14 protein-coding genes are annotated in these 12,198 nt (G+C 65.9%); 4 read left to right on the forward strand and 10 right to left on the reverse strand.

Annotated elements, in window-relative coordinates; translation table 11 throughout:
• Nucleotides 1-2 precede the first annotated feature (2 nt).
• The 4 genes from zwf to ACTX90_RS10220 all read left to right on the forward strand — a co-directional run bounded on the left by zwf (nt 3) and on the right by ACTX90_RS10220 (nt 4,245).
• Nucleotides 3-1,523: a glucose-6-phosphate dehydrogenase gene (gene zwf / locus ACTX90_RS10205; RefSeq protein ID WP_053798296.1), complete on the forward strand. Its 1,521-nt coding sequence runs from the start codon at nt 3-5 to the stop codon at nt 1,521-1,523.
• Nucleotides 1,520-2,461 (forward strand): glucose-6-phosphate dehydrogenase assembly protein OpcA, encoded by a 942-nt coding sequence (locus ACTX90_RS10210; protein WP_047119339.1) that lies wholly within the window; start codon nt 1,520-1,522, stop codon nt 2,459-2,461. The genes zwf and ACTX90_RS10210 overlap by 4 nt, the downstream gene beginning before the upstream one ends.
• Nucleotides 2,451-3,191 (forward strand): 6-phosphogluconolactonase, encoded by a 741-nt coding sequence (gene pgl / locus ACTX90_RS10215; protein WP_053798297.1) that lies wholly within the window; start codon nt 2,451-2,453, stop codon nt 3,189-3,191. The genes ACTX90_RS10210 and pgl overlap by 11 nt, the downstream gene beginning before the upstream one ends.
• Before the next feature lie 76 nt (nt 3,192-3,267).
• Entirely contained in the window at nt 3,268-4,245 is a 978-nt protein-coding gene (locus ACTX90_RS10220) for an NAD(P)/FAD-dependent oxidoreductase (protein WP_443442045.1), read from the forward strand.
• A gap of 3 nt (nt 4,246-4,248) precedes the next feature.
• Here the strand turns inward: ACTX90_RS10220 and ACTX90_RS10225 are convergent, their stop codons facing one another.
• The 10 genes from ACTX90_RS10225 to rapZ form a co-directional block, all read right to left on the reverse strand.
• The gene (locus ACTX90_RS10225; protein WP_443442046.1) at nt 4,249-4,638 is read right to left on the reverse strand and encodes an SdpI family protein; all 390 of its coding nucleotides are present in this window, start codon (nt 4,636-4,638) and stop codon (nt 4,249-4,251) included.
• A 19-nt stretch (nt 4,639-4,657) separates the two neighbouring features.
• Nucleotides 4,658-4,945 carry a hypothetical protein gene (locus ACTX90_RS10230; protein ID WP_443442047.1) on the reverse strand — a complete coding sequence of 96 codons (288 nt, stop codon included), beginning with the start codon at nt 4,943-4,945 and terminating at the stop codon, nt 4,658-4,660.
• Between the two features lie 90 nt (nt 4,946-5,035).
• Nucleotides 5,036-5,287, reverse strand: a complete 252-nt coding sequence (gene secG, locus ACTX90_RS10235) for a preprotein translocase subunit SecG (RefSeq protein WP_047119343.1) — start codon at nt 5,285-5,287, stop codon at nt 5,036-5,038.
• Between the two features lie 22 nt (nt 5,288-5,309).
• Nucleotides 5,310-6,125 carry a triose-phosphate isomerase gene (tpiA, locus tag ACTX90_RS10240; RefSeq protein WP_047119344.1) on the reverse strand — a complete coding sequence of 272 codons (816 nt, stop codon included), beginning with the start codon at nt 6,123-6,125 and terminating at the stop codon, nt 5,310-5,312.
• A gap of 3 nt (nt 6,126-6,128) precedes the next feature.
• Nucleotides 6,129-7,358, reverse strand: a complete 1,230-nt coding sequence (locus ACTX90_RS10245) for a phosphoglycerate kinase (protein WP_047119345.1) — start codon at nt 7,356-7,358, stop codon at nt 6,129-6,131.
• Nucleotides 7,359-7,374: 16 nt separating this feature from the next.
• Entirely contained in the window at nt 7,375-8,382 is a 1,008-nt protein-coding gene (gene gap, locus ACTX90_RS10250) for a type I glyceraldehyde-3-phosphate dehydrogenase (protein ID WP_053798301.1), read from the reverse strand.
• 186 nt (nt 8,383-8,568) lie between these two features.
• Entirely contained in the window at nt 8,569-9,198 is a 630-nt protein-coding gene (locus ACTX90_RS10255) for a superoxide dismutase (RefSeq protein ID WP_047119347.1), read from the reverse strand.
• Between the two features lie 61 nt (nt 9,199-9,259).
• Nucleotides 9,260-10,240 (reverse strand): DNA-binding protein WhiA, encoded by a 981-nt coding sequence (whiA, locus tag ACTX90_RS10260; protein WP_047119348.1) that lies wholly within the window; start codon nt 10,238-10,240, stop codon nt 9,260-9,262.
• A 28-nt stretch (nt 10,241-10,268) separates the two neighbouring features.
• On the reverse strand, nt 10,269-11,294 hold the full coding sequence (locus tag ACTX90_RS10265) for a gluconeogenesis factor YvcK family protein (protein ID WP_047119349.1): 1,026 nt from the start codon (nt 11,292-11,294) through the stop codon (nt 10,269-10,271).
• A gap of 5 nt (nt 11,295-11,299) precedes the next feature.
• Complete coding sequence (rapZ, locus tag ACTX90_RS10270) at nt 11,300-12,193, reverse strand: RNase adapter RapZ (protein WP_047119350.1); 894 nt, start codon at nt 12,191-12,193, stop codon at nt 11,300-11,302.
• Nucleotides 12,194-12,198 lie beyond the last annotated feature (5 nt).

A 12,198-nucleotide genomic window follows, 5' to 3' on the forward strand; every position in this document is an offset into this window, starting at 1 on the left:
AGATGAGCAATCCACTACGCGACGCCCGCGACCGGCGGCTTAACCGCATCGCCGGTCCGGGCGCGCTGGTGTTCTTCGGAATCACCGGCGACCTTGCCCGCAAGAAGCTGATGCCGGCGGTCTACGACCTCGCCAGCCGCGGCCTGCTGCCCCCGAACTTCGCCATCGTCGGCTTCGGCCGCCGCGACTGGTCCGCGCAGGACTTCGCCGCCCAGGCGCGCGAATGGATCCTGGCCAGCTCCCGCACCCCGTTCAACGAGACGGTGTTCGCGCAGCTGGCCTCCGGCATGCGCTTCATCTCCGGCGCCTTCGACGACGACGACGCCTACGAGCAGCTCTCCGCCACCCTGGACGAGCTGGCAGAGACCCGCTCCACCGGACGCAACCACGCGTTCTACCTGTCCATCCCGCCCAGCTGGTTCGACGTGGTCTGCGAAAAGCTCTCCGAGCACAAGCTGGCCAACGACGCCAACGAGGGCTGGGAGCGCGTGGTCATCGAGAAGCCCTTCGGCCACGACCTGGCCAGCGCGCGCGAGCTGAACGAGATCGTCGAGTCGGTGTTCCCGCCGGACGCCGTATTCCGCATCGACCACTACCTGGGCAAGGAGACGGTGCAGAACCTGCTGGCGCTGCGCTTCGGCAACCAGATGTTCGAGCCTTTGTGGAACAACAAGTACGTGGACCACGTGCAGATCACCATGGCCGAGGACATCGGCATCGGCGGGCGCGCGAGCTACTACGACGGCGTGGGCGCGGCCCGCGACGTCATCCAGAACCACCTGTTGCAGCTGCTGGCGCTGACCGCCATGGAGGAGCCCATCAGCTTCGACGCGGACCACCTGCGCAGCGAGAAGGAAAAGGTGCTCGCAGCGGTCAAGCTGCCGCAGGACCTGGGCGCGGCTTCGGCGCGCGGCCAGTACACCTCCGGCTGGCAGGGCGGCGAGGAGGTTGTCGGCTTCCTGGACGAGGAGGGCTTCAATCCCAAGTCCAAGACCGAGACCTACGCGGCGATCAGGCTGAACATCAACACCCGCCGCTGGGACGGGGTGCCGTTCTACCTGCGCGCCGGCAAGCGCCTGGGACGCCGCGTCACCGAGATCGCGGTGGTGTTCAAGAAGGCCCCGAACCTGCTGTTCACCGACCACAAGGACGACGAGTTCGGGCAGAACGCGTTCGTGATCCGGGTGCAGCCAGACGAAGGCGCGACCATCCGCTTCTCCTCCAAGGTGCCCGGCACCCAGATGGAGATCCGCGACGTGACCATGGACTTCGGCTACGGCAACGCGTTCACCGAATCTTCCCCGGAGGCCTACGAGCGCCTGATCCTGGACGTGTTGCTGGGCGAGCCTCCGCTGTTCCCGCGCCATGAAGAGGTCGAGCAGTCCTGGCGCATCCTGGATCCCTTCGAGGAGTATTGGGCGGCCCAGCCCGAGCAGCCGGACCCCTACGCCCCTGGTTCCTGGGGCCCCGCCAGCAGCGACGAACTGATGGCCAAGGATGGAAGGACGTGGCGACGCCCATGATGATCGAACTTCCCAACACGACCACTTCCAAGGTCGCCAAGAAGCTGATCTCCTCGCGCCGCACCCACGGCGTGGTGGCGCTCTCCCGCGTCCTGACCCTGGTGGTCATCACCCGCGAGGGCTTCGCGGAGAACGCCATCGAGGCCGCCAACCTCGCAAGCCGCGAGCACCCCTGCCGCATCATCGTGGTGGTGCGCGGCTCCGCGCAGGGCGAGAACCGCCTGGACGTGCAGATCCGCGTGGGCGGCGACGCCGGCGCCTCGGAGGTCATCGTGATGCGCACGCACGGCCCGGACATGGAGGCCGACGAGGCGCTGATCTCCGCGCTGCTGCTGCCCGACGCGCCGATCGTGGCCTGGTGGCCGCACGGCGTGCCGGTCGACCCGGCCGCCACCGCGCTGGGCAAGATCGCGCACCGCCGCATCACCGACTCCGGCGAGACGAAGGACCCCACCGCGGCGCTGTTCAGCCGCGTGGCGACCTACCGCGCCGGCGACACCGACCTGGCCTGGACCCGCCTGACCCTGTGGCGCGCCCAGCTGGCGAGCATCATCGACCTGGTGGGCACCGAGGGCCTGACCAGCATCACCGTGAAGGGTTCGGAGAACTCCCCCTCCACCACGCTGCTGGCAGCCTGGCTGACCATGTGCCTCGACGTGCCGGTCACCATCGCCGCTGACAAGTCCACCGCGGGCCTGTCCTCGGTGCGGCTCTCCCGCGAGGGCGGCGACGTGGAACTCTCCCGCCCCTCGGGTCCCGTGGCTCATCTGTACCTGCCGGGCTCCGCTCCGCAGCGCATCTCGCTGCCGCGCCGCTCGGTGGCCGAATGCCTGGCCGAGGAGATGCGCCGCCTGGATGCGGACGACGTCTTCGGCGAGGTCATCACCCGCGGCCTGGCCCTGACCAACCTGAGGAGCATCCGTTCAAGTGATCGCTAGACAGATCGTCATCCACGAGGACCTGGCAGCCACCGCGCACGGCATCGCCGCCCGGCTGGTCACCTCGATCGCCGACGCCATTGCCGCCCGCGGGGTGGCGCACGTGGTGCTGACCGGCGGCTCGCTGGGCATCGCCGCGCTGGCCGCCGTGGCGGAGAATCCCGCCCGCGTGAGCGTGGACTGGTCGAAGGTGCACTTCTGGTGGGGCGACGAGCGCTTTGTCCCCGCCGATTCGGCGGACCGCAATGCCGGACAGGCGGAGGTGCTGTTCGCGGCCCTTGAGACGCTGGGACTGGACCGCGAGACCGTGCACGCCATGGGCTCCGCCGACCAGTACGACTGCGCCGAGGACGCGGCGGCCGCCTACACGGCCCTGCTGGCCCAGGAGGCTCCGGAAGGCGCCGCGAGCCCGGCCTTCGACGTGCTGATGCTGGGCATGGGCCCGGATTCGCACGTGGCATCCCTGTTCCCGAACCACACCAGGTCGGCCGAGCTGGGAGCCATTGCGATCCACGACTCCCCCAAGCCTCCGCCGCACCGCGTGTCGCTGACCATGGGCACCATCAACTCGGCCCGCGAGGTCTGGCTGCTGGTGGCCGGGGCGGAGAAGGCTCCGGCCTTGGCCGCCGCGCAGCACGAGGTCAACGAAGCCGCCGTGCCCGCCAGCGCGGTGCAGGGAACGCAGGCCACCCGCTGGCTTGTGGACCGCGCCGCCGCCACGCTGCTCTAAAACACGTTATCCGCCGATGCCGCCAACACCAGCTGTTGGCGGCATCGGCCTTTGCTTTTCCCGAAAGGACTCCCCCATGCCCAGCACTGCCCTGAGCATCACCGTGATCGGCGCCGGCGTCATCGGCCTGTCCGCGGCCCACGAGCTGGCCGCCGCCGGGCACCAGGTCACCGTCGCCTACGACCAGGAACTGCACGAGTGCGTCTCCTCGGTCGCCGCGGCCATCTGGTTCCCCTACCACTCGGAGAACTCCCCGGCCGCCGACCAGCTGCTGGCGGATTCGCTGGCCCGCTTCGAGCAGCTCTCGGAAAACCCCGAGACCGGCATCGACTTGCGCCGCGGCCTGAACGTGGACCACTTGCCGGGCGCGGACCGCAGCTGGACCCGCATCGTCGCCGGCACCGAGGAAGCATCCCCAGCGGATCTGCCGGACGGTGCCCACGCGGGCGTCTGGGCGACGGTGCCGATCATCACCATGAGCACCTACCTCGGCTGGCTGCGCGGCCAGGTCGAAGCGCTGGGCGTGAAGTTCGAAAAGCGCACCGTTGGCGATCTGGCGGAGCTCAAGGACGAAGCGGATCTGGTGGTGCTGGCTGCGGGCCTGCGCGGCGGCGAGCTGCTGGGCGACGATGAGACCGTCTACCCGATCCGCGGGCAGGTGGTGCGCCTGGCCAACACGAAGAAATTGACGCAGTGGCTGTGCGACGACGACTACCCGCAAGGCGTCAGCTACATCATCCCCCGGCGCGAGGACATCATCGTCGGCGGCACCGACACCGCGAACGACTGGAACCGCGAGGTCGAGCCGCAGACCTCCGTCGACATCCTGGAGCGCGCTGCCAAGCTGGTGCCGGAGCTGGAAGGCCTGGAGGTCCTGGAGCACAAGGTCGGTCTGCGCCCGGCGCGAGAGACCATCCGGCTGGAGCACGTCGCAGACCACCCGCTGCCGGTGATCGCGGCCTACGGGCACGGCGGCGCCGGAGTCACGCTGTCCTGGGGCACCGCGCAGCGCGTCGTGGAGCTGGCCGAGGTGCTTCGCGCAGGCACGAACTAGCAGCTACCGCTGCTGCAGATCGGCAGGCGGCGCGGCGGCCATGTTCTTGGCCGCGGCATTCGCCCTGCTCGCAGAGAGCAAGGCCAGGCAGGTGACTGCAAGATAGCCGATGGCCGTCACGGCGAAGGCCCACCCGGCCAGCTGCAGCAGGCACAATGCTGCACCGGTGAGCAGCACCGCCCAGCCGCAGCGGGCAGCTGCCTTCAGCACCGGCGCGCCGGCTGCATGGCCGCGCAGCCACGCCGCATCGCTGGGGAGCGTATGCCTCGTCTTGATTCCGATCGCGGTGTTCCGCGGCAGTCGGCCCTCGCGCATCGAGGGCGCTAGAACGGCTGCAACCACGGTGACGACCAGGAGCCCCGCCATGAACGGGATGACGCTGATGAGTTCCACGTGTTCCTGTATTGAAGTCCTAGAAGAGCCCGGGGATCTTGCGTGGAAAGAGCGACGAGGACATGGCCAACGCCAGGCCGCTGAAAATAAGCAGCGGGGCGATGATGCTTGCCAGCAGCGGGCCCAAGGATTCGGTCCGGGTGGCGTTTGCAACAGCGAGCCTGCCGTCGGCCGTCAGGGAGTCCCGCTCCGTGAACAGCATCACCAAAGCCACCCCGAGCTCCATGGCGACGATTCCGAAGCCGGCCATCCAGACGGCGTTGGCGCGTCTGTCGGGTTCGTTCTCCAGCTGCTGCTCCGAACTCATGCTGGTCCTCAGGCAATTAAAAAATCGGTGGGCATCTTCCACAAGTATGCGGAAGATGCCCACCGATTGCACGCGATGCGATGCCGAAGACTATGCCTCGATATTGAATCTCATCACCAGGGCCAAGCCAATAATGACTGCGCCCCAGATCAGGCCAAGGATGATGGTGATGCGGTTCAGGTTTCGCTCTGCGACCCCCGAAGAGCCCATCGAACTGGTCATGCCGCCGCCGAACATGTCGGACATACCGCCACCCTTACCCTTGTGAAGGAGAATCAGGAGGGTCAGCAAGACACTGGTAATGCCCAGCAGGACCTGCAAAATGATCTTGATAATATCCAAGACGACGGTTCCTTAGTTAGATTCAGTCGGTAACGAGATGATGCTCGAACCGTACAATATTAGCAAATTCTTCGGCGTCGAGGCTGGCTCCGCCAACCAACACGCCGTCGACGTCGCGTTCACGCATGATCGCAGCCGCATTCGAGGCCTTGACGCTGCCGCCGTAGAGCAGTCGGGTCTTTTGCGCGATGTCCTCGCCGAAGCGCTCGGCCAGTGCCCCGCGGATCGCCGCGCACAGTTCCTGCGCGTCAGCCGGTCCCGCGACCTCGCCGGTGCCGATGGCCCAGACCGGCTCGTAGGCGATGACCAGGTTTTCGGCCTGCTCGGCGCTCACGCCCGCCAGGGATTCGTTCAGCTGCTCAAGGGTGAAGGCTACATGCTCTCCTGCCTTGCGGACTTCCAGGCCTTCGCCCACGCAGAGAACCGGGGTCACTTCGTGGCGGTAGGCCGCCGCGAGCTTCGAGGCGATGACCTCATTGGTTTCGTTGTGGTACTCGCGTCGTTCCGAGTGGCCGACCAGCACGTAGGTGCAGCCCAGCTTCTTCAGGAACTGCCCGGAAATCTCGCCGGTGTAGGCGCCCGAATCGTGGGCGGACAGATCCTGCGCACCGTAGACAAGATCCAGCTTGTCGCCCAGGGTCAGGGTCTGCACACCGCGGATGTCGGTGAAGGGCGGGAAGACCGCAACCTCTGCACGATCGTAGTCGTGCTCGTGGTCCTTCAGCGTCCACGCCAGCTTCTGGACAAGGGTGATGCCCTGGACATGGTCCATGTTCATCTTCCAGTTGCCGGCGATCAGCGGCTGGCGCACAAAGGCGCCGTTCTGCGAAATGGTCATTAATTAGCCTTCCAGTGCGGCAACACCCGGGAGGGTCTTGCCTTCAAGGTACTCCAGCGAGGCGCCGCCGCCGGTGGAGATATGTCCGAAGTCGTCCTCGGAGAAGCCCAGCGCGCGCACGGCCGCGGCAGAGTCGCCGCCGCCTACCACGCTGAACGCCTCCGAACCGGCCAGTGCCTGCGCGACGGTACGGGTGCCCTCGGCGAACGCAGGGATCTCAAAGACACCCATCGGGCCGTTCCAGAACACGGTGTTGGCGCCGGTGATGTAGCTGGCGAACTTCTCCGCGGACTTCGGGCCGATGTCCAGGCCCAGGCCGTTGGAGCCGAAGCTGGCTTCCTCGATCTTGTCGGCGTCCAGCACCTCGTGGGCTGCGTCGGCGCCGAACTTGTCGGCCACCACGACGTCAACCGGGAGGATGATGTCGCAGACGAGCTTCTCGGCGCGCTGCAGGTACTCCTGGCACACGGCGATCTGGTCTTCTTCAAGCAGCGAGCCGCCGATGTTATGACCCTGGGCCTTAAGGAAGGTGAACGCCATGCCGCCGCCGATGAGCAGCTGGTCGGCTTTGCCGATCAGGTTGTCGATGACCGCCAGCTTGTCCGAGACCTTCGAACCGCCCAACACGACCACGTAGGGGCGCTTGGGTGCTTCGGTCAGGGTCTTGAGGACCTGGACCTCGGTCGCGACCAGGTCGCCCTGGTAGCTCGGCAGCAGTGCGGCGATGTCGTACACCGAAGCGTGCTTGCGGTGCACTGCACCGAAGGCGTCGTTGACGTAGGCGCCGTCGGGGCCGGTCAGCGCGGCCAGTTCCTTGGCCAGCTCGACACGCTCCGCGTCGATCTTGGAGGTCTCACGGGCGTCGAAGCGGACGTTTTCCAGCACCAGGACCGAGCCGTCGGCCAGTCCGGCAGCCGCCTCGCGGGCCGAGGGGCCCACGACGTCGGATGCCACGGTGACGTCGAAGTCAGCCAGCTCGTTCAGGCGCTTGGCCGCCGGAGCGATGGAGTACTTCGGGTCGAACTGGCCCTTCGGACGGCCCAGGTGGGCCATCACGATGACCTTGGCGCCGGCATCGGCCAGCTTGGAAATGACCGGCAGCGAAGCGCGGACACGGCCGTCATCGGTCACGGTGGCTCCGTCGAGCGGTACGTTCAGGTCGCTGCGGACCAGTACGTAGCGTCCGCGGACACCGTTGTCAGCGAGCAATTCGTCGAGAGTATGTGAAGTCATGTCTCTAGGTTATCGACTAGAGGCTGGAACCCACGAATTCGACAAGGTCAACAAGGCGTGAGGTGTATCCCCACTCGTTGTCGTACCAAGCCACAACCTTCACGCTGTTGCCGATCACGGTGGTCAGCCCGGAATCGAAAATCGCCGAATGCGGGTTCGTCACAATGTCGGTGGAAACCAGCGGGTCGGTCGAGTATTCGAGGTACTTGGACAGCTTGCCCTCGCTGGCCGCCTTTTCGAAGGCCGCGTTGACCTCTTCCACGGTGGCGGTGCGGGCCAGGTTGACGGTCAGGTCGGTGGCCGAGCCGGTGGGAACCGGCACGCGCATGGCGTAGCCGTTGAGCTTGCCCTTCAGCTCCGGAAGCACCACGCCGATGGCCTTGGCGGCGCCGGTGGAGGTCGGGATCATGTTCAGCGCCGCGGCACGGGCGCGACGAGGGTCGCGGTGCGGGGCGTCCTGCAGCCGCTGGTCGGCGGTGTAGGCGTGGATGGTGGTCATCAAGCCGTCGACAATGCCGAATTCGTCGTTGAGCACCTTGGCCACCGGGGCCAGGCAGTTCGTGGTGCACGAAGCGTTCGAGATGATGGCGTGGCTGGCCGGATCGTACTTGTCCTGGTTGACACCCATCACGATGGTGATGTCCTCATGCTTGGCGGGGGCAGAGATGATGACCTTCTTGGCGCCGGCTTCGATGTGGTGGCGGGCGTCGTCGGCCTTGGTGAACAGGCCGGTGGACTCGATGACGATGTCTACGTTCAGGTCGCGCCATGGCAGGTTGCCTGGCTTGCGCTCGGACAGGACCTTGATGCGGCGTTCGCCGATGACGATCTCGTCGCCGTAGACGGAAACCGGCTCGCCCAGCGGGCCGAGGACGGAATCGAACTTCACCAGGTGAGCAAGCGAATCGATTGAACCAAGGTCGTTCACGGCGACGATATCGATGTCCGCCTTGTGGGCAAGGACCGCACGCAGGAAGTTGCGTCCGATACGACCGAAACCATTGATTCCAACACGGGTTGTCACGTGACTATCTCCTCTAAATGGGAAAATGATGCCACGACCGCAAACTTACGGAAGTGGCCTACTTTAAAGAGGACACTCCGTTGTGCCGTGCATGCGGATCCCGGCTGATGCCGGGATCCACCACACACTTAAACATCCTACGCCATCTCAGCGCTGAATGTGAGCTAACTTACCGAATAAGTCAGTTTACTTGCCTGGAACGATCAGCCCGGCGGCGCCGTTGCGGGCAGCCTCGAAGCGAGCCTGGACGTCGGCCCAGTTCACGATGTTCCAGAAGGCCTTGACGTAGTCGGCCTTGACGTTGACGTAGTCCAGGTAGAAGGCGTGCTCCCACATGTCCAGCATCAGCAGCGGGATGGTTGCCACTGGGACGTTGCCCTGCTGATCGTAGAGCTGCTCGATGACCAGCTGGCCGCCGATTGCATCGTATGCCAGGACTGCCCAGCCGGAGCCCTGCAGGCTCATGGCCGACGCGGTGAAGTGACCGCGGAATGCATCGAAGGAACCGAAGAAGTCGTCGATCGCGGCAGCCAGCTCGCCCTCAGGCTTGTCGCCGCCTTCTGGGGACAGGTTGTTCCAGAAGATCGAGTGGTTGGTGTGGCCGCCGAGGTGGAAGGCCAGATCCTTGGACAGCTTTGGGATGTTGCCGAACTCGCCCTTTTCGCGAGCCTCAGCCAGCTGCTCCAGTGCCGAGTTGGCGCCGGCAACGTAGGTTGCGTGGTGCTTCGAGTGGTGCAGCTCCATGATGCGAGCCGAGATGTTCGGCTCAAGGGCAGCGTAGTCGTACTGCAGTTCTGGCAGCGAATAGACAGCCATGATTCTCCTCAATCTGTTCAATTGGATGAATCTCCGCGGAAAGGATTACCGCGGGGACACTTTACTGTTCCAGTTCATCTACTGGAACGCTGGACTCGGTGCCGGGTATTCCCAGATCACTGGCTTTTTTATCGGCCATCGCCAAAAGGCGGCGGATCCGGCCGGCAATCGCGTCCTTGGTCATGGGTGGTTCAGCCATGCGGCCGAGCTCATCCAGCGACGCCTGTTTGTGCTCCAGGCGCAGCAGTCCGGCGTAACGCAGGTGCTCTGGCACCTCGTCACCCAGAATCTCGATGGCGCGCTCAACTCGCGCACCGGCGGCCACCGCGGCCTGCGCGCTGCGGCGCAGGTTGGCGTCGTCGAAGTTCGCCAGGCGGTTGGCCGTGGCGCGCACTTCCTTGCGCATGCGGCGCTCTTCCCAGACCATGAGCGCATCGTGCGCGCCCATGCGGGTCAGCAGCTGGGCGATGGCGTCGCCGTCGCGGATCACTACGCGGTCCACGCCGCGCACCTCGCGGGCCTTGACGGTCAGCCCCAGGCGGCGCGCCGCGCCCACCAAGGCCAGCGCCGCTTCGGGGCCGGGGCAGGTGATTTCCAGGGCGGAACTGCGTCCGGGTTCGGTGAGCGAACCGTGGGACAGGAACGCACCGCGCCACACGGCCTCGGCGTCTGCCGTCGAGCCGTTGACGATCACCGAGGGCAGGCCACGCACCGGGCGGCCGCGCTGGTCGAGCAAGCCGGTCTGGCGGGCCAGGACTTCGCCGTCCTTGGAAACGCGCACGATGTAGCGGCTGCCCTTGCGGATCCCCGATCCGGACACCATGACGATCTCGGCATCGTGGCCGTACAGCTCGCCAATGGCAATCTTCAAGCGGCGGGCGGTCGCAGCCAGGTCCACTTCAGCTTCGATGACAATTCGCCCGGAGACGATATGCAATCCTCCGCTGAAGCGCAGCATGGTAGAGACTTCGGCCTTGCGGACCGAAGGCTTGCGAATTTCCACCCGCGACAGCTCGTCTTTGACGGAAGCCGTCAATGCCATGAATCAAACTCCCTTACATGGATCCTTCCTAGGATCCGATTGCGGTAAACACCTCGTGATAGGCCGCCGCTAGACGCAACGGGTCGTGCACTGCACGACCGTCAGATACTCCTACTCTACTAAAAAAGGTCCGGGCACCGAGTTTTTGCGCTGCCAGCTCAAATCGCTCCTTGTTGTTCACCAGCGATTCGTCGGCCAGAATGGCGTCGAATTTCACCTCCGGGGCGTAGCGGCTGAGCACCTCCAGGTGCGCCGCGGCATCCAGTCCGGAAGTTTCGGCGGTTTCCAGGTCCAGGTTCATGGTCAGCAGCCGCTTGGCAGTGGTGCTGGCAATGGCCTGGCGCATGTCGGGAAGCAGCAGGTGCGGCAGCACCGAGGTGTACCAGGAGCCGGGGCCCAGGACCACCCAGTCGGCCAGTTCGATGGCTTCCAGGGCTTCGGCGCAGGCCGGCGCATCGGGCGGATCAAGGCTCACGTTGGTGACCAGTCCCCCGTGCCCCGCCTTGGCGATCTTCGCCTGGCCTTCGATGCGTCGGCGCACCAGCGTATCGGTGGCCGAGTCGGCCTCCAGCACCTCGCCGTGGATGGACAGCGGCACCGTGCTCATCGGCAGCACCTGGCCGCGAGCCCCGAGCAGGGCGCCAGCCCAGCGCAGGCCCGCCACCGGGCTGTCCAGCAGCTCCCAGAGCGCCAGGATCAGCAGATTGCCCACGGCGTGGCCGTTGAGCGGCTCGTCAGCGTTCTCCAGCGACTCGAAGCGGTGCTGCATGACATCGCGCCAGGTGCGGCCCCAGTCGTTGTCGTCGCACAAGGCGGCCAGCGCCATGCGCAAGTCGCCCGGGGGCAGCACGTCGAAGGAATTGCGCAGGCGTCCGGAGCTGCCGCCGTCGTCGGCGACGGTCACCACGGCAGTGAGGTCGGTGGACAGCCGGCGCAGCGCGGACAACGACGCGGACAGGCCGTGTCCGCCGCCCAGGGCGACGACCGACGGGTTGCGGTAGTCGTCGCTGCGGTTCAGGCCCTGGATCGGGATGGGGCCGGTAGCGAAAGCCATAATCCCTACTCGCGTCCCAGGTCTCGGTGGCTGACGTTGACGCGGACGTTGGGCAGCTGGGCAAGCCGGCGGCCTAGCTCGATGCTGGTGGCCACCGAACGGTGCTTGCCGCCGGTGCAGCCCACGGCGATCGTCGCGTAGTGCTTGTTCTCACGGCGGTAGCCTTCGAAGACGGGCTCCAGCGCCTTGAGGTAGTTCTCGATGAATTCGCTGGTTCCGGTCTGCGAGAGCACGTAGTCCGAGACTTCCTTGTCGCGGCCGGTCTGCGGGCGCAGCTCCGGCACCCAGTGCGGGTTCGGGATGAAGCGCACGTCGGCCACGTAGTTGGCGTCGGTGGGCAGACCGTACTTGAAGCCGAAGCTCATCACGTTGATACGCAGGATGATCGGTCCGGACTCGCTGAACAGCTCGTTGACCGAGCGGGCCAGGTCGTGCACCGACATGGAGGAGGAATCCAGGATGATCTCCGCGGCGTCGCGCAGCTCGCGGGTGATTTCGCGTTCGCGCTGGATGCCGTCGACGATGCGCCCGTCGCCCTGCAGCGGGTGCGGGCGTCGTCCCTGCTCGAAGCGGCGCACCAGCACCTCGTCGCTGGCGTCGAGGTAGACCAGGCGGTACTTGACGCCGCTGGCCGTCAGATTGGCCAGCGCGTCGCGGATCTCCGGGAACATGTCCTTGGAGCGCACGTCCATCACCACGGCCATGCGCGGGATGGATCCCTGCGAGCGGCTCATCAGCTCGGTCAGGGGTCCGAGCATGGCCGGCGGCAGGTTCTCCACCACATACCAGTCCTGGTCCTCCAGGGCGTGGGCAACAGTCGTGCGACCGGCACCTGACATGCCGGTAACGATCACCAGCTCGGACTCCGGGGGCTTTACGGCTTCATACTCAGCGCTCATACTTC

This window comes from Glutamicibacter soli, assembly GCF_052322135.1.
GTDB lineage: Bacteria > Actinomycetota > Actinomycetes > Actinomycetales > Micrococcaceae > Glutamicibacter > Glutamicibacter soli.